This is a genomic window from Nocardia sp. NPDC058114, from assembly GCF_042884695.1.
Taxonomy (GTDB): Bacteria; Actinomycetota; Actinomycetes; order Mycobacteriales; family Mycobacteriaceae; genus Nocardia.
In genome coordinates this window covers 229,090-248,370 of record NZ_JBHVTK010000006.1, presented here as the reverse complement: position 1 = coordinate 248,370, position 19,281 = coordinate 229,090, and the positions used below count along the sequence as shown (strand labels likewise).

Annotated in this window: 17 protein-coding genes; 9 read left to right on the top strand and 8 right to left on the bottom strand. The window is 65.8% G+C overall.

The annotated features are described in order from the left end of the window. Positions 1-74: 74 nt before the first annotated feature. Positions 75-1,295: an amidohydrolase family protein gene (locus ACFVVI_RS23095; RefSeq protein ID WP_387446748.1), complete on the top strand. Its 1,221-nt coding sequence runs from the start codon at positions 75-77 to the stop codon at positions 1,293-1,295. 89 nt (positions 1,296-1,384) lie between these two features. Here the strand turns inward: ACFVVI_RS23095 and ACFVVI_RS23090 are convergent, their stop codons facing one another. Beyond that, a complete protein-coding gene (locus ACFVVI_RS23090) occupies positions 1,385-1,777 on the bottom strand; it encodes a pyridoxamine 5'-phosphate oxidase family protein (RefSeq protein ID WP_387446747.1) in 393 nt (130 codons plus the stop codon). A 102-nt stretch (positions 1,778-1,879) separates the two neighbouring features. Continuing rightward, the gene (locus tag ACFVVI_RS23085; protein WP_387446746.1) at positions 1,880-2,806 is read right to left on the bottom strand and encodes a TIGR03619 family F420-dependent LLM class oxidoreductase; all 927 of its coding nucleotides are present in this window, start codon (positions 2,804-2,806) and stop codon (positions 1,880-1,882) included. Positions 2,807-3,061: 255 nt separating this feature from the next. On the opposite strand from ACFVVI_RS23085, the gene ACFVVI_RS23080 reads away from it, so the two are divergent. The 6 genes from ACFVVI_RS23080 (at position 3,062) to ACFVVI_RS23055 (ending at position 8,491) form a co-directional block, all read left to right on the top strand. Further along, a complete protein-coding gene (locus ACFVVI_RS23080) occupies positions 3,062-4,258 on the top strand; it encodes a CaiB/BaiF CoA transferase family protein (protein WP_387447019.1) in 1,197 nt (398 codons plus the stop codon). Positions 4,259-4,262: 4 nt separating this feature from the next. Continuing rightward, the gene (locus tag ACFVVI_RS23075) at positions 4,263-5,066 is read left to right on the top strand and encodes an enoyl-CoA hydratase/isomerase family protein (protein WP_379312522.1); all 804 of its coding nucleotides are present in this window, start codon (positions 4,263-4,265) and stop codon (positions 5,064-5,066) included. Then, positions 5,063-5,776 carry a TetR/AcrR family transcriptional regulator gene (locus tag ACFVVI_RS23070; RefSeq protein WP_378992987.1) on the top strand — a complete coding sequence of 238 codons (714 nt, stop codon included), beginning with the start codon at positions 5,063-5,065 and terminating at the stop codon, positions 5,774-5,776. The genes ACFVVI_RS23075 and ACFVVI_RS23070 overlap by 4 nt, the downstream gene beginning before the upstream one ends. Next, positions 5,773-6,213: a hypothetical protein gene (locus tag ACFVVI_RS23065; protein ID WP_378992985.1), complete on the top strand. Its 441-nt coding sequence runs from the start codon at positions 5,773-5,775 to the stop codon at positions 6,211-6,213. The genes ACFVVI_RS23070 and ACFVVI_RS23065 overlap by 4 nt, the downstream gene beginning before the upstream one ends. 6 nt (positions 6,214-6,219) lie before the next feature. Then, the gene (locus tag ACFVVI_RS23060) at positions 6,220-7,140 is read left to right on the top strand and encodes an alpha/beta hydrolase (protein WP_387446745.1); all 921 of its coding nucleotides are present in this window, start codon (positions 6,220-6,222) and stop codon (positions 7,138-7,140) included. 121 nt (positions 7,141-7,261) lie between these two features. Then, positions 7,262-8,491 (top strand): CoA transferase, encoded by a 1,230-nt coding sequence (locus ACFVVI_RS23055; RefSeq protein ID WP_387446744.1) that lies wholly within the window; start codon positions 7,262-7,264, stop codon positions 8,489-8,491. 24 nt (positions 8,492-8,515) lie between these two features. Here ACFVVI_RS23055 and ACFVVI_RS23050 read toward each other — a convergent pair whose 3' ends face one another. From ACFVVI_RS23050 to ACFVVI_RS23035, 4 genes are all read right to left on the bottom strand, one after another. Then, complete coding sequence (locus ACFVVI_RS23050) at positions 8,516-9,763, bottom strand: ABC transporter substrate-binding protein (RefSeq protein ID WP_387446742.1); 1,248 nt, start codon at positions 9,761-9,763, stop codon at positions 8,516-8,518. 66 nt (positions 9,764-9,829) lie between these two features. Continuing rightward, complete coding sequence (locus ACFVVI_RS23045; protein WP_379315026.1) at positions 9,830-10,546, bottom strand: ABC transporter ATP-binding protein; 717 nt, start codon at positions 10,544-10,546, stop codon at positions 9,830-9,832. Next, the gene (locus ACFVVI_RS23040; protein ID WP_387446740.1) at positions 10,543-13,278 is read right to left on the bottom strand and encodes an ATP-binding cassette domain-containing protein; all 2,736 of its coding nucleotides are present in this window, start codon (positions 13,276-13,278) and stop codon (positions 10,543-10,545) included. The genes ACFVVI_RS23045 and ACFVVI_RS23040 overlap by 4 nt, the downstream gene beginning before the upstream one ends. Before the next feature lie 252 nt (positions 13,279-13,530). Further along, on the bottom strand, positions 13,531-14,427 hold the full coding sequence (locus ACFVVI_RS23035) for an HpcH/HpaI aldolase/citrate lyase family protein (protein WP_387446739.1): 897 nt from the start codon (positions 14,425-14,427) through the stop codon (positions 13,531-13,533). Positions 14,428-14,706: 279 nt separating this feature from the next. Here ACFVVI_RS23035 and ACFVVI_RS23030 point away from each other — a divergent pair, with 279 nt between their 5' ends. Next, a complete protein-coding gene (locus ACFVVI_RS23030; protein WP_378992975.1) occupies positions 14,707-15,591 on the top strand; it encodes a TetR/AcrR family transcriptional regulator C-terminal domain-containing protein in 885 nt (294 codons plus the stop codon). A gap of 33 nt (positions 15,592-15,624) precedes the next feature. Here the strand turns inward: ACFVVI_RS23030 and ACFVVI_RS23025 are convergent, their stop codons facing one another. Together ACFVVI_RS23025 and ACFVVI_RS23020 are read right to left on the bottom strand one after the other, a co-directional pair. Beyond that, positions 15,625-16,425 carry an enoyl-CoA hydratase/isomerase family protein gene (locus tag ACFVVI_RS23025; RefSeq protein WP_387446737.1) on the bottom strand — a complete coding sequence of 267 codons (801 nt, stop codon included), beginning with the start codon at positions 16,423-16,425 and terminating at the stop codon, positions 15,625-15,627. 16 nt (positions 16,426-16,441) lie between these two features. Then, positions 16,442-17,290, bottom strand: a complete 849-nt coding sequence (locus ACFVVI_RS23020) for an SDR family oxidoreductase (protein WP_387446736.1) — start codon at positions 17,288-17,290, stop codon at positions 16,442-16,444. 235 nt (positions 17,291-17,525) lie between these two features. On the opposite strand from ACFVVI_RS23020, the gene ACFVVI_RS23015 reads away from it, so the two are divergent. Beyond that, on the top strand, positions 17,526-19,211 hold the full coding sequence (locus tag ACFVVI_RS23015; protein WP_387446734.1) for an FAD-dependent oxidoreductase: 1,686 nt from the start codon (positions 17,526-17,528) through the stop codon (positions 19,209-19,211). Positions 19,212-19,281 lie beyond the last annotated feature (70 nt).

The window sequence follows — 19,281 nt, the reverse complement described above, 5'->3', positions numbered from 1 at the left end:
TCCGTGCCGGATGCCGATCGCCCGGTTCGACGACGGAGCGCCCGGCGAGACCACCGGTTGCGAAAGGACGAAGAATGACAAAGCTGGACTATCTGGCGGTCGATGTCGACAACCACTACTACGAACCACTGGACGCGTTCACCCGCCATCTGCCCAAAGAGTTCAAGCAGCGCGGGGTGCAGATGGTCAACGACGGAAAGCGGACGCTGGCGATAATGGGCGGAAAGGTCAACCAATTCGTCCCCAACCCTACGTTCGACCCGATCATCGAGCCCGGGTGCCTCGATCTGCTGTTTCGCGGCGAGATTCCCGAGGGCGTCTCTCCGGCCTCGTTGATGAAAGTAGACCGCCTGTCCGAGCACCCCGAATACCAGAACCGCGACGCTCGCGTGACGGTCCTGGATCGACAGAACCTCGAAACTGTCTTCATGCTGCCGACCTTCGCCTGCGGGGTAGAGGAAGCGCTCAAGCACGACATTCCCGCGACGATCGCCTCGGTCCACGCTTTCAACCTGTGGCTCGACGAGGACTGGGGGTTCGACCGTCCCGACCACCGCATCATCTCGGCGCCGATCATCTCCCTCGCCGATCCGGCGGCGGCGGTCGAGGAGGTCGAGTTCGCGCTGAGCCGCGGCGCCAAGATGGTGCTCGTGCGCCCGGCACCGGTACCCGGTGTGACACGCCCGCGGTCCCTCGGTGACCCTCTGCACGACCCCGTGTGGGCCCGCCTGGCCGAAGCCGGCGTACCAGTCGGCTTCCACCTGTCCGACAGCGGATATCTCGCCATCAACGCGCTGTGGGGCGGCACGGCGACGTTCGAGGGATTCGGCAAGAAGGATCCGCTCGATCAGATCCTGCTCGACGATCGCGCGATCCACGACACGATCGCCTCGATGATCGTGCACCAGGTGTTCACCCGCCACCCGAAGCTCAGAGTGGTGAGCATCGAGAACGGCTCGTACTTCGTCTACCGGTTGATCAAGCGCTTGAAGAAGGCCGCGAACACTGCTCCTCACCACTTCACCGAGGATCCGGTGGAGCAGCTGAAGAACAATGTCTGGATCGCGCCCTACTACGAAGACGACGTCAAACTGCTCGCCGCGACGATCGGCGTGGACAAGGTCTTGTTCGGCTCCGATTGGCCACACGGCGAGGGGCTCGCCGATCCGACGACCTTCACCGCGGACATTCCACAGTTTCCGGAATTCTCGTATGAGGACACCCGGAAAGTAATGCGCGACAACGCTCTCGATCTGATCGGCTCGAATGTCGCTCAGGAGTCACCCAGCCGATAGCGCGAAATATGCGGCTCCCCGTCACCGACGGGGAGCCGCATTGCGTATTCGGGATGTTGCACGGTTCGGGTAGGACTATCGGCGAGCAGTCACTTCACGGTAAACCTGGTGACGTCGAGAATCAGCACGACGCGATCGTAGACATCATCGGGCAGCCCGGCGTCGACGTCACCGTACAACTCGCTCAGCTCACGATAGAAGACCCCCTCATCGTCTCCCAAGACCGTGACCAGCCATCCCTGTGTCTCCAGCGACCTGGTCGGCGCATCGGGGTCGGTGATGAGGAACGAGTAGTTCGGGTTCGCCTGCAAGCTGGTGAACTTGCGTCGCGGGATCGTATGGCTCATCCGCAGGTGCGCACCGTCCCAGGTGAAGCGCATGGGCGACAGGTCAGGCGAACCCTGCGGGGTCACGGTTCCGAGAACACCGACGATCGGTCGCTGAAGCAGGTCTTCGTATTCCGTAGGCACCCTTGAGGTCATGAGAGTCTCCACCATCGATTCGCAGTGAGATACACGATTCCGCACCGGCGCGCTGGTCGTCGCCGCGGCAGAATCCGAATACCGATATAGTTACTGTATAGATTACAGTATGCCGCGTCGCCCGGCGATGACCTCTGCCCCGAATCTCTTCACGAACTGCGTAGCGGCCGCCGGGCTGGAACCGTCGACGTGCACAACAGCCCAGGTGGCGCCACGCTTTTCGAGGTCGTCCAGATAGCCCGACGCCGCCAGGACCGTATCGGTATCACCGAAGTCCAGGTGCGGACATACGACCTGGATGTCGACCGCGTCGGCATCTCGGCCCGCTGCCGCCAGACCGTGGCGCAGGTCGGCCACCGCGGCACCGAACGCCTCGACGCTCTCGATAGCGGTCGTTCGCATAGCAGCGGCCATGCCGGCATCGGCGATGATCGGCATCCACCCGATGCCGTGCCGGACGACGCGGCGCCGAGCCGCCCTGCCGTTACCGCCGATCCACAGCGGCGGGTGCGGGCGCTGCGCCGGAGACTGCAACCACAGCGGCCCCGGCGCGCCGAAACCCACTCCCGCGACCGGCGTTTCAGGGTCGGCCCAAATGCGCCGCAGCGCATCCAGCGCTTCGTCCAGCAGCTCGCCGCGCCGGTCATGATCGACGCCGACAGCAGCGAACTCGGCCCGCAGGTATCCGGCTCCGACACCGGCGATCAACCGACCACCCGAGACGATGTCCAGACTGCCCAGCGCTTTCGCGGCGAGGTAGGGGTTACGGAAAGGCAGTACATACAGATTTGTGAGCAATCGAATACGCGTGGTGAACCCCGCCATATAGCTCAATGCCGCGATCGGGTCGAGAGTGTTGTGACCCCCGTTGTGCCGCCACTTCGACGACGGCGCCGGGTGTTCACTGAGCGCCACCGCGGCGAAACCGGACTCCTCGGCTTGGCTCACCACGTCACGAATGACCGCGGGGTCCAAGAACGCGTCGGATGCCGTCGGCAGCTCGGCGGGATACTCGAGAACGTACTTCATTACGCGAATTCCTTTGTCCAGATCACCGCGCACGTCGTTCGCGCACGACAGCGTGCCACTGGCCGACGAACCACGTCGAGCGCAACAGTGGCCAACTCGGTCCTTCTTACTGTATAGCTTACAGTACAATGGTGCGCCAGAGTGGCGTGGTGACGAACGATGAGGTGAGCTGTGCACATCCCTGTTCAGGACGAGTCGGAAGGTCCGCTTGCCGGGATCACGGTCGTCACGCTCGAACAAGCGGTGTCGGCACCGATGTGCACGCGCACACTGGCCGATCTGGGTGCCCGGGTGATCAAGATCGAGAACCCCCGCGGCGGCGACTTCGCACGACATTACGACGACGTGGTCCACGGGCTCGCCGCGCACTTCGTCTGGGCCAACCGCGGCAAGGAGTCGATCACTCTCGACCTCAAGAATCCGGACGGGATGACGGTCCTGCACCGACTGCTCGACACGGCGGATGTCTTCGTCGCCAACCTGGCACCGGGGGCGACCGCGGCACTGGGTATCTCACCGGTCCAACTCGCACAGCGACACCCGGACCTGGTGGTGATGGAGATAGACGGATACGGCGCGGGGGGACCGCTGTCACACAAACGCGCCTACGACCTGTTGATCCAGGCAGAGTCCGGAGTCTGCGCCGTCACCGGCTCGCCAGGGGCACCCGCCAAGCCGGGCCCGCCCATCGCGGATGTGAGCTCGGGTCTGTATGCCGCGCTGACGATCCTGGCGATGATCTGCGCCAGACGATCACCCGGTGCGCGCACCGGCGGCACCGCCGAGCCTGCCCCGTTCACCCACGCATCGGTGAGCTTGTTCGATACCGCCGCCGAATTGATGGGCTACCAGCTCACCTACACCCGCCATACCGGTGTCGATCAGCAACCGCTCGGGATGAGTTCCCCCGCCGTCGCACCGTACGGCGCCTACCGAACCTCGGACGGCGAGACCGTGGTTCTCGGCACCACCAACGACCGTGAATGGCAGCGCCTCGCCCGGGATCTGCTCGATCGGCCCGACCTCGCCGACGACCAGCGCTACGCGGGCAACCTCGACCGGGTCCGACTCCGGACCGAACTGGACAACGAGATCGCCCAGTGGTGTGCGCGCCATGACGCAGCCACCGTCCAAGCTCGGGCCGATGCGGCAGGCATCGGGAACTCTCGTTTCAGAACACCGCGCGAGGTCATCGCGCACCCTCATCTCGCGGCGCGCGACCGATGGCATGAGATCAGCACTCCCGCAGGTTCGGTGACCGCCCTGTTGCCGCCTCCGGTCATCGCGGGCTTCGCGCCGCCGATGGGTGCGGTACCCGGTCTCGGCGAGCACACCGAGACAGTCTTGGCAGCAGCAGGATTCACACCTTCGGACATCGCGGAACTCCGTGATCGCGGTGCGATCGGCACTACCACTCCCGCCCCGTCCGCAGTGACGGCGACGAAAGGATGACCCTGTGACAGACGAGCCCGTACTGCTCATCGGCAACGCCGGCGGCGTGCGCACGCTGACGCTCAACCGCCCACGTCGTAAGAACGCGATCAGCACCCCGCTGTGGCACGCGCTGCGGGCGGCACTGCGTGACATCACGAGCGACCCCACGGTGCGGGCCGTTGTGCTCACCGGCGCGGGCGAATCGTTCTCCGCGGGAGCCGATCTCGCCGCCACCGAGGGAATGGACGAGTTTCCGGATCCGGCTCGCGAATTGCGCACCATCAACGAGACCGTGCAGTTGCTGCACGAGCTGCGGGTGCCGACAGTGGCCAAGGTGCGTGGCGTTGCGGTCGGCGCGGGATGGAACCTCGCGCTGGCCTGCGATCTCGTTGTCGCGACCCCGCAGGCACGGTTCTGCCAGATCTTCGCCCGCCGTGCGCTGTCGGTGGATTGCGGTGGCTCGTGGTTGCTTCCCCGGCTCGTCGGTTTGCAGCAGGCCAAGCGCCTGACCCTGCTGACCGAGATGATCACCGGCGAGCATGCCGAGGGGCTCGGACTCGTCACCTGGCTGCGGCCTGCCGAGACGATCGATGAGTTCGTCGACGAGATAGCGGGCAAACTGGCGGCGGGTCCGCCCGTTGCGTTGCGGCAGACCAAGAATCTGCTCAATGCCGGATCCGATCGAACGTTGTCCGAGGCGCTGGATGCCGAGGCGAAGGCCGCGGGCGTCAACCTCACGGGGGCCGACGTGATCGAGGCCTTCGCCGCCTTCGCCGAAAAGCGTGAACCGGTGTACGCCGCCGCCGATCAGCAAGTCGCGCTATGACCGGTCGAAAACTCGGGCAGCCGCGTCGCCGACGCGAACGAGGATCGCTCAATCCCGCGGACATCATCGACGGCGCGTTCGAACTCGCCGAACAGGTCTCGGTCGACGGGCTCAGCATGCCGCTACTCGGCAAACATCTCGATGTCGGCGTCACGAGCATCTACTGGTATTTCCGCAAGAAGGACGACCTGCTCAACGCCATGACCGATCGCGCGCTGCGCCAGTTCATCTACGCGGCGCCCTACCCTGCCGTCGACGCGCACGACTGGCGCGAGTCGCTGTCGCGCCACGCGCGCACCATGCGCCGCGCGTTCTTGAACAATCCGATCCTGTGCGACCTCGTGCTGATCCGTTCGGCGCTGAGTCAGCACGCGGCGAGGTTGGGCGCCGAGCAGGTGGAGCGCACGGTCGCGAGCCTGGTGAAGGCCGGGCTCTCGGTCGACGAGGCGTTCACCGTCTACTCAGCGGTCAACCTGCATGTGCAGGGCTCGGTCGTCCTGCAACGACTCCACGACAAGAACCAGGAGCTGGGCAGCGATGCGACCGCCTACTACGACGTCATCCACGTCGACCCCGAGACGACTCCGTTGCTGGCGGCCGCCATGGCCAAGGGCAGGCGGACCGGAGCTCCGGACGACCGAAATTTCGAATGGGGGCTGGAATGCATCCTGGATCACGCGAAGCGGGCGATGGAGGAGCAGAGCCGGTGAGACAGCCGAAGGATCCAGCCCTCACACCCGCGATCACCGCCGCCCTCGGTGCCGCGGGCGCCGGCCTGGCCGACCGAGTCCGCGCCGATATCCTGCACAGCTCGCGACCGGTGTTCGGCTTCTACCTCGCGCAGACGTTGGACTCGCTCACCACCAGGCTCGCCGACGGCACGAGCCCGCGGCCGGAAACACCAGCCCAGCAGCTGTGTCTGCACCTGATGATCGCCCACGTCCAGCAGCGCTGCGCACTGCCCGGATTGGATCGAGCTCGCGCCGCCCTGCTGCCCGACACGTCCCACGAGATCCTCGCCCGGATACTGGGTGCCTCCGGAAACATCGCCGCGACCTATGATTTCGATGCCCTCGGCCACGCCTTGGCAGTGGGCGGTATGGGTGCGTTCTTCGCGCCGTTCGACTCCGACGAGATGGTGGCCTGAGCGTCCGTGGACGAACCTACCGACTTTCATCCCGACCTGCGCTTTGCCCGATACCTGCCACGCACGGTCGTCGGATCACGGTCGGTGGGTCTCATCCGGAAACTGACGGCTCGTAGCGGCAGCCGACCACCGTCCGAAGGCGTGCTCGAGCGGGTCGACGCGAATGTCACGGTCCGGCTGTTCCGGCCCGACGGCGCGCGACCGAAAGCACCGGCGGTGCTGTTCGTGCACGGCGGCGGGTACCTCATCGGCAATGCGGCGATGGGCGACGGATTCTGTCGGCGGGTCGCCGGCGAACTCGGTGCGGTCGCGGCATCGGTCGAGTACCGGCTGGCGCCGGAACACCCGTTCCCCGTCCCGCTCGAGGACTGCTACGCGGCGCTGCGCTGGCTCGCGGCTCGATCCGATGTGGACGCTCGCCGGATCGCGCTCGTCGGCGAGAGCGCGGGCGGCGGGTTGGCCGCCGCGTTGGCCCACCTCTGCACGTGGAGTGCCGAGGTGAGCCCCGTTCTCCAGGTGCTGTCCTATCCGATGCTCGACGACCGGACCACCGCCCGCACCTACCCCACTCCCGGCCGGTTACGTCTGTGGAACGAACGGAGCAACCGGCTCGGCTGGCGTTCCTACCTCGGCAGTGCCAGCGGCGACACCGTATCGCCCCTGGCGGTTCCGGCCCGCTGCGACGACATGACCGGGCTCGCGCCGGCCTGGATCGGCGTGGGGACCAACGATCTCTTCTACGCCGAAGACCTCGCCTATGCCGAACGCCTCCGGCAGGCCGGCATTCGGTGCACCCTGCGGTTGGTGCCCGGCGCCTACCACGGCTTCGACCTGGTCGAGCGGCGCACGCCGGTCGCGCGTGCCTTTCGGCGAGCCCGGCTGGATGCCCTCGACGACGCGCTCAACGGCGGGGCAGACCCCGCGTAAGCCGGTGAAGCGTGCTCCGTTTCCCTCGGCAGGCGATGCTTGCTACCTTGTTCAGTACGTTCAACGGTAATACATACCGTATTTCAAACAGTATCGAACCGAAGAGGGAATGCGAGATCCCATGAGCGAGACCGTACGATCGGCGGCACAGCCTTTGGCCGGGCTCCGGGTGGTGGAGATCTCCAGTTTCGTCGCCGCTCCGCTGGCGGGAATGACACTGAGCCAACTCGGTGCCGACGTGATTCGGGTCGATCCCCTCGGCGGGGCGGCCGACTACCATCGGTGGCCGCTCACCGACGACGGTGCGAGCATCTACTGGACCGGTCTCAACAAGGGAAAGCGCTCCGTCGCGGCGGACCTGCGCGGCTCCGCCGGGCAACAACTGATCTCGAACCTGATCACCGACGGTGGACCAGGCGGTGGCATCCTGCTCACCAACACCGTGGGCCGGGACTGGCTCGACTACGACACTCTCGCCGCCCGGCGACCCGATCTGATCCGGCTCGAGATCCTCGGGCGTGCCGACGGTTCGACTGCGGTGGACTACACCGTCAACGCCGCCATCGGCTTTCCGATGGTTACCGGCCCGGCCGAGCACGCGGGGCCGATCAATCAGGTTCTGCCCGCCTGGGATCTGCTCTGCGGTCTGTACGCCGCGCTGGCGATCACCGGGGCCGTACGGCACCGCGAGGCGACCGGAGAAGGCAGCAGGATCACGTTGCCGCTGGAGGATGTCGCACTGGCGACGGCGGGAAACCTCGGTTTTCTCACCGAGGCGATGCTGTGCCAGACGCCGCGGCCGCGCCTCGGCAACGCCATCTACGGCCAGTACGGTCAGCATTTCAGTGCGGCCGACGACGCCACGTTCATGATCGTGGCCCTCACCTCCCGCCACTTTCACGCGCTCACCGAGCTCACCGGAACTCGCGCCGCCGTCGACGCGCTGGCCACGGCTCTCGACGCCGACTTCACCGACGAGGGCGCCCGCTACCACCATCGTGATGTCCTCACCGGCCTGTTCACGCCGTGGTTCCGGACCCGCAGCGGCGTCGAGATCACCGCCGCCCTCGAACAGACCTCGATCCTGTGGGAGCGCTACCGGAGCTTTCACGAGGTAGTGACCGACCCACGGGTCACCGCCAATCCCTTGTTCGCGTCGTTGCTGCAACCTGGCATCGGCACCTACCTCGCGCCCAGTGCGCCTGCGTCGGTCGACGGCGCCCACACCGCGCCGCAAGCGGCTCCACGGCTGGGTGAACACACCGAACAGGTCTTACGCGACCGGCTTCACCTGTCGCCGGCCGACCTCGCGCGATTGCGCGAGGCGGCCGTCATCGCGACCGAGAGTTGATCTCGCGGCGAGAACGCGCTCTCGCTAACGCCCGGGTGTCGCGAATACCGCGGTGGTATCTATGGTCTTCACATCGACCACCGAGCCGTCTTCTTCCGCTTTGCCGAGCAGGGCATTGCCACTGCAGATGTTCGGACCGAAGGAGATCGGTTTGGTTCCGCATTGGAACGTCGATGCGGGGGTGAGAGGGAGCGGTTCGGGTTCTGCCATCGAACCGAGACGGGCCGCGACCGTCGCGCGAGTGATCTCGCCCGCCATCCCGTCCAATGCGGACCGGAGCCCCAGGATCGCCATATAGGGCGCTGCGGCAGTATCCGGCATCTTGGCACCTGATCCGTCGACCACCGCTTCGAAGAGCTTCGTCTCTTTCGAGGCAGGGTCGACGACACTATTGGCGACGACAAGCAAATCCTGGTAGCCGCCGGGGATCTGCGACGCGATCTCGGAATCGCCGACGCATTGGTTGACCGTCATCACCGGCTGGGTCGCGTTCAGCGTCCGCATGGCCTTGATCGCCGCCGCGCAGAACGAGACATCGCCGAGCAGGTGAAACATGTCCGGCTTCTTCTCGAGTGCGGCTTGAATCTGCGGCGTCATATCGGCGGTGCCGAGTGGGATCGCGACCACGTCGGCCTGCGCACCGGCATTTCCGAACGCGAGGGGACCGAGCTTGGTGAGCGGCTCCACCGCGACGGGCGAATCGACGGTCAGGACCGCGATCTTCTTGTAGCCGTTCTGTTTCGCATACGCCGCCGGTACTCCGATGAGCCCGTTCAGCGGGTTGCCCATCACATAGGTGTTCGGCAGCACCATCGCCTGCCCGCCGCCGGCGAGTGCGAAATAGGGCATGGCGGAGGGCGAGGTGATCGTGGCGATGGTGTCGGAATTGCCGTAGTCACCGGTGACCACGGCGACAGCGTCGGACTGCACGAACTTGTTCGCGCAATTTCGAGCCAGGCTCACCTGGATCTCGTCCTCGCACGTGATGAGCTCGATCGGACGACCGTTGATCCCACCGAGATGGGTATTGACGTAGGCGACGGTCGCTTTCGCTACTTCGAGTTCCTCGGTGTGGACAGGCGCTCGGGGTCCGGTGGTGACGAACCCGAGCTTGATCGGCGCACCCGTTGCCTTGTTCTCCTGGCCGAGCACTGATCTGTCGACCGGAGCCGGTGAACCGCCGTCGCCGCTCGAACAGCCGGAGGCCGACAACGCCACTGCGAGCGCGACATACGGCAGGGCAGCCCACCGGTTCCGTAGGGAAAAGGACATGCTTGTCTCCTGGTGTTGAATCGAATGGGGCGAACTTGCCGTTCACCCCGTTGGCACGGGCACGCATCAACCTGCGGCGGTGCCGGTCTCGCCTCCGAGATACGCGGCTCGCAGACGCTCCGGGAATGCCTTCAGCTCGGTTGCGCTACCCCGGAGAGTCACTTCCCCGTGGACGAGAACGATGGCTTCGTCGGCGATCTCGAGCGCGAGCCGGACGTGTTGTTCGACGAGGACGACCGCGGCACCGGTGGTATCGGCGATATGTCGCACGGCCGGAAGCAGCGTCTCCACGACGACCGGGGCCAGTCCCATGCTCATCTCATCGATGAGCAGCACTGCCGGATTCTGAACCAGCGCCCGCCCCACCGCCAGCATCTGCTGTTCGCCGCCCGAGAGTGCACCCGCCGCGACCTTCCACCGCGGTCGCAGTGCGGGTAGCAGCGCGAGGATCTCGTCCAGGGACGGTCCATTGCGCACGCGGGCGATTTCCAGATTCTCGGAGACGGTCAAGCTGTTGAACAGCGCGCGATTGTCCGGGACGAGAACCACACCCGCGCGATTCGCCTTGGCGGGCTTGCCATTCGGTAGACGCCGCCCGGCCACCGTCACCTCGCCCGCGAGGGCGGGAAGCAGACCGGCCAGCGTCGACATCAGGGTCGTCTTTCCCGCGCCGTTCGGTCCCAGGACGGCCGTCACCGATCCGGACGCGACCTCGAGGTCGAGCTCACGAACGATCGGAAGTTTGCCGTACCCGGCGGTCACATTGTGCAGTCGCAGAGTCATTCGGTGATCTCCTCCGCGAACATGCTGCCGAGATAGGCCTCGGCGACTGTGCGATCGTTTCGGATCTGCTCGGGCGTACCCGAGGCGAGGATCCGCCCGAAGTCCAGCACCTGAACGTGGTCACAGATCCGCAGCACCAGACTCATATCGTGCTCGACCAACACGATGGTCACCCCGCTGTCTCGAATGGCGAGCAATCGTTCACCGAGCCAGTGACTCTCGGTGGTATCGAGGCCGGCGGCCGGCTCGTCGAGCAGCAGGACTCGCGGCTTGCCCGCCATCGCGCGCGCGATCGACACCAACTGGCGTTGTCCCTGCGACAGCTCACCCGCGGGCGTCTCGCGAGCGTGCGCCAGCCCGAGCAAGTCGAAGATCTCGTCGAACTCCGCCTCGTCGAAGGCTGCCCGCGCCGTGCCTCGGCCCGACAGTCCGACCACGACGTTCTCACGAACACTCAGATCCTCGTAGAGTTCGATCGCTTGGAACGTACGGCCGAGACCCGCGTGAATACGCTCGTGGGTCTTCTTGGTCCCGAGCGACTCGCTGCCGATGGCGATGGTGCCCTCAGCACGCACCGACCCGCTGATCGCGTCGATCAAGGTGGTCTTTCCCGCACCGTTCGGACCGATGAGACCGACTATCGCGCCTTCGGGTACATCGAATGTCACGTTGTCGACAGCGACGACACCTCCGTAGCGGACTGTCACGTTGTGGAGTCCGAGCAGCGGGTCGCCTACTGACACCGCAGTCGGCTTCGGCGCGGCGACTCCGGTGCCGGCCAGCGACCCCGTACGGCCAGACGACTTCGGACCGGTACGGGCGAAGGCCCGCTGGACAGGGGCGACAATTCCCTCCGGATTCGTCAGCACGGTCTGCAGCAGCCCGATACCCACGATCACCTGATACCAGCTGCCCGCCTGGTCACTGATCTGCTCCAGCAGCAGAAAAGCCACACCGCCGGCGCCGATTACGCCACTGAGCACACCTCCGGAAATCGACGTGACACCCGCGAGGTAGACGGTCGCGAACAAAGTCACACCGGCCAGCGCGGTGAACGATTGGAACGACACGTTCGTCTGCTGATAGGCGAGCAGACTGCCACCGAGTCCCGCGATGAACGCGCCGATCGCGAACGCGGACAACTTCGTCCGCACCACATCGACACCCGAGGCGGCGGCCGAACGCTCATTTGCCCGAACCGCCAGCATCCGTGTACCGAGTCGGCTTCGCCGCAGGTACCCGACCCCGAGTCCGACCACCGTCAGCACCATCAGACAGAACAGCCCGAATTCCACTCTGGGATAGTTCTCGCCGCGCCCGATTCCGAGGCTGTACCCGAATACGGTCGGGTCCGGAATGTTGATTCCGCCCGAACCGACGAAATCCAGATTGCGGAACCACAGTGCTTCGATCGCATAGGCCAGCGCCAGGGTGACCACAGCGACAGTGAGCCCGCGAATCCGCAGCGCGGGTAGTCCCACGACCACACCGAGGACGGTCGCCACGAGCGCCGCGAGCAACGGAGCGAACGGGAACGGTATGCCCCAGTTCTCGGCAATCGGTCCCAGTATGTACGCGGCGGCGCCGGCGAGGGCGAGTTGAGCGAGGGACACCTGACCCGCGTATCCGGTGACCACCACCTGGGACAGACCGATGACGGCCAGGATGACAGAGGTGATCAGCGCGATGCGCAGGTCGTTTCCGGCGAATACCAGCGCCAGGCCGACCACCACCACGCCCACCCCGGCGCTGGACCACAACCGGCGAGGGTAGGGCGCGTTGCCCAACTCGGCGACTATGACCGCGCCGCGTGATGGCAACGGCCTGGCCCGCGCGACCAGCACGACGAGCAGCACGAGCAGTGGAACCAGCTCGACCAAACCGCTGGAGGGTAGCCACTCGTATACCCGCGAGAGGTAGGTGGCTTCCGACTGGAGCATGCCGATCGCCAGGCCCGCCAGGACAGCGGCGACGATCGAGGAAAACCGCCCGATGATGGCCGCGGCCAGCGCCGGAACGATGAACAACGAATAGCCCGTCGGGGTGAGCGGCACGATCGGGCAGATGAGAATGCCCGCCGATCCAGCCACCGCGCAGCCGATCATCCAGTTGTAGGCCGCGCAGCGATCGGGCGACAGACCGCTCACGTAGGCGCCTTGCTCACTCTCCGCGGTGGCACGGGTGAGCAAGCCGAATCTCGTGAATCGGTAGAGAGCGGCCAGGACCAGAGCGATCACCACGATGGCGATCCCGAAATACACCCGATCCTGCGGGATCCGAATACCCCCGAGGCTCCAGATGCCGACCGGGAAGATCGCCTTGACCCCGATGGTGTTGGTACCGACCTGTTTGGTCGCTATCGCCACCAAGACGATCATCAACGCGATCGAGGCGACGGCGCGGGCGATCGGCGGAGCCTTGCGCAGGGGACGAAACACGACGATGTAGAGCAGAAGGCCGAACATCGCCGACAGCAGGACTGCGACCAGCGCCGACACCGCGAAGCCCGGATCACCCCCGATACCCACCGATTTGGGCAGGCCGGGGACCAGGATCAAGAATTCGCCGCGCCGCAAGAAGGCGTAGATATAGGCACAGTTGAGCGCGATCGCGCCGGTGGCGAAATTGAGGACGCCGGAGCTGCGGTAGATCAGGACCAACGCGATCGCGAGGGCACCGAACACGCCGCCGCTACCGATCCCGAGGATCAGGAACTGAAGATGCTGACTCATGCTCCGAGCCCCTCGACGAGCTCGAAATCCCCTGCGGTCGTGACAGAAAGCATTGAGCGCCTCACTCGCGATTCGGGCGGCAGCACTCGCAGGCCCGAATTGTTCCAACACAGCTGACGCCCCTGCCTGTCGGCCAGGTCGTCAGGTCAACCATGTGACGCGAGACACGCTACGGTAATACATACTGTAATGGCAATAGGAATCTTCCGCCCACACCGTCTCGACCATCGGATTCCCAGCCGAGCTCGAGGATCAGGCCTGCCTGCGAGTAGCGAGGAGCGCCTGCGCTCTGGCCAGGTGCGGTCGATCCAGTAGCCCACCTCGGTAGCCGATCGCTCCGGTCTCGGGATCGGCGGCGAACAAATCCACGATCTCCTGGGCAGCAGCCAGTTCCTCGACGCTGGGCGCGAACGCCGCGTTGATGATGTCCACCTGATCCGGATGAATGGCCAACATCCCGCGAAAGCCCTCACGACGAGCCTTTTCCGCACGAGCTCGCATACCGTCGAGATCGCGGTAGTCGCCGTGGATGGTGTCGACGGCGGCCACTGCGGCGCTCGCCGCGCCGACCAGACAGAGACTTCGCGCCAACTCGTAGGTGAAGCCGTAGCCGCCATCGGGGCCGCGATGCGTACCGGCCCCCAGCGACGCGGCCAGGTCTTCCACACCCCAGCTGAGGGCGGCCAACCTCGGTGCGTCCCGATAGGTTCCGGTGGTGAAGACGGCTTCGGCGGATTCCGGGGCCAGCGCGATCACCTCGATCCGGCCGGGTTCGGCATCGGAGGCGACCTCCAACGCGGACAGATAGTGGTCCAGTGTCCGCACGTCCTGGCCGCCACGGGATTTGGGCAGCATGACTCCGCCCGGTCGCGCGGGCACGATCGCGGCCAGATCCGCCAGCGTGTGTGGACCGTCGAGTGGATTGACCCGAACCCACAGCCGGCGGCGGTCCGATTCCGCGTGCGCGGCGAGGAAATCCGCGGTTCGATTCCTGGCCGCCGGCTTTTCCGCGGCCGCGACGGCGTCCTCGAGATCGATGAGCACGATATCGGCGGCCCCAGCGGCCGCTTTCGCCATTTTCCGCGCACTGTCGCCAGGAGCGAACAGCCAGGACCTGGCGTCGAATCCGCGGTGTCCGATGCTGCTCATGAACGGTCCCTTCGATGGATTGGGTCGGCCGGTGTGGACACCGCAGCTACGGAGCGAATCCTTTTGCCGTAATCATTACGGTACTACATACAGTAAACAGGCGGCGAGAATATTCGACGCGCCGACGACACCGGTTCGGCTCCTCACCGTGATCGGCTCGACGAGTCGATAGAATGCCTCGCGGTATCATTTACTGTGGCGCGTACCACCAGGGCTGGCGGCGCAGCGTCGACAACAGTTAACGTCGGCAACCCAGGAACTCACAAAGGTGGTTACGGCATGGCGAAACAGCAAGCGACTGCGGATAAGCGGCAGCGACGCGAGCGCGGGTCCCTGAACCCGGAGGATATTCTCGACGGCGCATTCGAACTCGCGGAAGATGTGTCCCTCGACAATCTCAGCATGCCGATGCTCGGCAAGCATCTGGATGTCGGAGTCACCAGCATCTACTGGTATTTCCGCAAGAAGGACGATCTGCTCAACGCCATGACCGATCGCGCATTGGAACAGTATGCGAGCGAGGCCCCGTTCATCCAGGCGAGCGACTGGCAGGACACGATGCGCAACCACGCCAGGACCATGCGAGCGACGTTTCTGGGCAACCCCATTCTCTGCGATCTGATCCTGATCCGATCGGCGCTGAGCCCCTTGGCCGCTCGCCTGGGCGCGCAACTGACCGAGCAGGTGATCGCGAATCTCATGGAGGCCGGCCTGACACTCGACGATGCCGTCGACACGTATTCGGCGATCCAGTTGCACACTCGCGGATCGATTGTCCTGCAGCGGCTCTACGACAAGAACAAGGAATCCGGCGACGAGCGCGGCGCCTACTACGAGCATCTGACCATTTCTCCGGAAACCACTCCCCTACTGGCCGAGGCGGGAGCACGGGGCCATCACAGCGGCGCTCCCGACGACACCAACTTCGAGTACGGCCTCGAATCCATTCTCGAGCGCGCGAGCCGATTGATCGACTCGACACGTCCGTCGACACCGCGCAAGAGGGCCGCCCCCGCCAAGAAGGCGGCGGCTGGACCTGCGAAGAAGACGGTCGCGGCGAAGAAGACCGTCGCAGCGAAGAAGACGGTGGCAGCCAAAAAGACCGTCGCAGCCAAGAAGGTCGCCGCCCCGCGACGAAGCAGGTCCGCCGCCAAAGCCGAATAACCAGCGACATATCGGCATCCGGTTCGATCGCCGTCAGCTCGGCGGACGACGAACGTTCCATGCCCCGGTGAAGGCAGCTTCGCGTTTCTGAGCGAACGCCGCATATGCCTCGGGAACATCGGTTGTCGCGAAGTTCACGGCCTGTGCACGCGATTCACTGGCCAGCGCCTCGTGCATCGTCCGGTCGGCGCCTTCGTTGAGCAGGGCCTTGGTCTGCGCGACGGCGATCGGCGGGGCGGCCGCCAGCCGGTCGGCGATCCGGTCGACGAAGTCATCGATCTCGGGCTCGGGGGTGACCCAGGTGAGCAAACCGAGGTCGAGCGCCGCCGCGGCATCGATCGTCTCGGCCAGTAGCGCCAGCCGCTTGGCCTGCTGCACTCCGACGAGCTTGGGCAACAGCCACGAACCGCCGCAGTCCAGCGAGAGCCCACGGCGGGCGAAGACCTGGGAGAACGTCGCGTCCGGCGTCGCGACGACCAGGTCACACCCCAGTGCCAGATTCCATCCGGCGCCGACCGCGACACCGCGCACTTTGGCGACGGTCGGTACCGGCAGATCGTGCAGGCGCTGGGCGACGTCCGAGATCGCCTGCAGCTTGGCGAACGGCGCGGCATAGGGATCACTGTCGGTGACGTCGGCGCCGGAACAGAACGATCCACCCGCCCCCGTCAGAACCATCGCCCGCACCGCGGGGTCGTGCGCGATCGTGTCCAGAGCTTCGCGCAGGGCGGTCCACAGTCCGATGGTGATCGCGTTCTTGCGATGGGGGCGATGCAGCGTCAGGGTGCACACCCCGTCGCGCCGGAGTTGATGCAGCACAAGCTCTTCGGTCATCTGGTCGACTCCTGTACTAGAGGAAGAGATCGACGATCAGCGGCGCGTTCCCCGGAACCGCCCGATACCTGTCCAGGTCGGTGATCCCGTGCTCGGCCAGGACTTCCTCATCGATCAGGAAGTTGCCCGTCGTGTGTTCGGCGGGTGAGGTGAGCACGAGGTAGGCGGCATCGGCGCAGATCGCCGGTGTGCGTGACGTGGCGATCCGCTCCTCGCCACCGGCACGGTTCCGGATCGCCGCCGTGGCGATCGTGGTGCGCGGCCACAACGAGTTCACGCCGATGCCGTCGGCGCGCAGTTCCTCGGCCAGTCCCAGCGTCGTCAGCGACATACCGTATTTGGCGATGGTGTAGCCGAGATGGGCTCCGGCCCAGCGTGGCTCGAGGTTCAACGGTGGCGACAGAGTCAGGATGTGCGGGTTGCGCCCGGCCAGTGCCGATTTCCGCAGGGCCCCGATAGCAAGCTTGGACAGCAGGAAGCTGCCCCGGCAGTTGATGTCGAGCATCAGGTCGTAGGCCTTCATCGACAGGGCCTCGGTGGTGGCGAGGTCGATCGCCGACGCGTTGTTGATCACGATGTCGATCCCGCCGAAGCGTTCGACCGTTCGATCTATCGCCGCCGCGACCACCGCGTCGTCGCGCACATCACCGACGACCGCGAGAACCGAGCCGCCGGCCTGTTCGATCTCCGCGGCCGCGGTGTGCACGGTGCCCGGCAGCTTGGGGTGTGGCTGATCGGTCTTGGCGATCAGGGTGATGTTCGCCCCGTCGGCGGCCACCCGCTTGGCGATCTCGAGCCCGATGCCGCGGCTGCCGCCCGACATGATCAGGGTCTTGCCCGCGAGTGGCCTGTCACTGTCCGGCATCACCGGCTCCAATCTGTTCGACCCCGACTCGAATTCCGCCGAAGGGCAGGGCGAGCCACGCGGGTTCTCCACCGGCTCACAGTCTCGTCCGCATCGCGCACTGCTGTCGAGACGCTGATGAAACCCTTCCAGTTGTCATTACAGTAATATCACCAGTCGAGGTCGGGCGCCAGCGGATGCGGACCCGATCCGCCGAGCGACTTGGCATTTCCACCCTCCCGAAGGAGCAGCACACATGGCCTATGTCATCACCCAGCGTTGTTGCAACGACGCCACCTGCGTCGCCGAGTGCCCGGTCGATTGCATCCGCCCTCGGCCGGACCACCCCGAATTCGCTACGGCCGAAATGCTCTACATCGACCCCGACACCTGCATCGATTGCGGTGCGTGCGCGGACGCGTGCCCGGTCGAGGCCATCTTCCCCGAGGACAGCCTGACCGCGTCGCTGGCCCGGTTCCGCGATATCAACGCCACCTATTTCCAGCATCATCCGTTGGGCTCGACGTTCGATTCGATCGCGCCGACGCCCCGACTGCCGACGGGTCTCGACACGCTCCGGGTCGCGATCGTCGGTGCGGGCCCCGCCGCGTGCTACGCCGCCGATGAGCTACGGCGGCGCTGCTCGGCCGAGGTCGAGATCTTCGACAAGCTGCCGACACCATGGGGACTCGTGCGCGCCGGGGTCGCTCCCGACCATCCGGGCACCAAGACCGTCACGCAGTTGTTCGACTCCGCGTTCCGTGGCGACAGCGTCGGCTTTCATCTCAATGTGGAAGTGGGCGAACACATCTCACACGCGGAGCTCATGGAGCACCATCACGCGGTGCTCTACGCCGTCGGTGCGTCGAGCGACCGCCGGATGGGCGTGCCCGGCGAGGACCTGCCCGGTTCGCATTCGGCCACGGAATTCGTCGCCTGGTACAACGGCCACCCCGATTACGCCGATCGCGTCTTCGACCTCTCGGGGCCGCGCGCGGTGATCGTCGGCAACGGCAACGTCGCCCTCGACGTGGCCCGCGTGCTCACCGTGTCACCGGACGAGCTGGCCGGCACCGATATCGCCGACCATGCCCTGGCCGCGCTGCGCGAGAGCAACATCCGTGAGGTCGTGCTGCTCGGGCGGCGCGGCCCGTTGCAGGCCGCCTACACGTGTCCGGAGTTCATGGCGCTGCGGCATCTCGACGGTGTGGACGTGATCATCGACGAGGCCGACCTCGTGCTCGACCCGGTCGACCACGCTGCCCTGGACCACCCGGACGCCGGGCCGTCACCGCGGTTGAAGTACGCACTGGCCGAGGAATACTCGCGTGACCCGGCCACCCCCGAGAACAAGCGGATCGTGTTCCGCTATCTGACTTCTCCGATCGAGATCCACGGCGGCGAGCGGGTCGAATCCCTCGAGTTCGCCCGCAACGAACTGATCGACCGGGACGGACAACGGGTGGCACGGGCCACCGATCAGACCGAGCGGGTGGAGACCGGCCTGGTGTTGCGTTCGATCGGCTATCGCGGAGTCGCCGTGGCGGACCTACCCTTCGACGAGGCACTGGGCGTGGTGCCCAACGAGCACGGTCGCGTCATCGGCGCGGACGGCTGCCCGATCGAGGGCGTCTATGTCAGCGGCTGGATCAAGCGCGGGCCGCGCGGTGTCATCGGCTCCAACCGCGTCGACTCGGCGGAGACCGTCGAGCACCTCGTTGCCGACTTCGTCGCGGGCCGACTCACCGCGCCCACCGGCGATCGGGCCGCCCTCACCGCGCTGGTCAACGAGCGGCAGCCCGATGTCGTCGATCGCGCGGGATGGAAAGCCATCGACCAGGCCGAGCGGTCCGCCGGCGCGGCGACCGGCCGACCACGGGTCAAGTTCACCGATCACGCCGATCTGCTCGACGCGGCGCGGACGGCGACGGTGCGGTCCTGAAACGACCCGACCGCCGCTTCGATGTCGAAGCGGCGGTCGGTTTAGTTCCGCGTACCTGACCCGGGCGAGC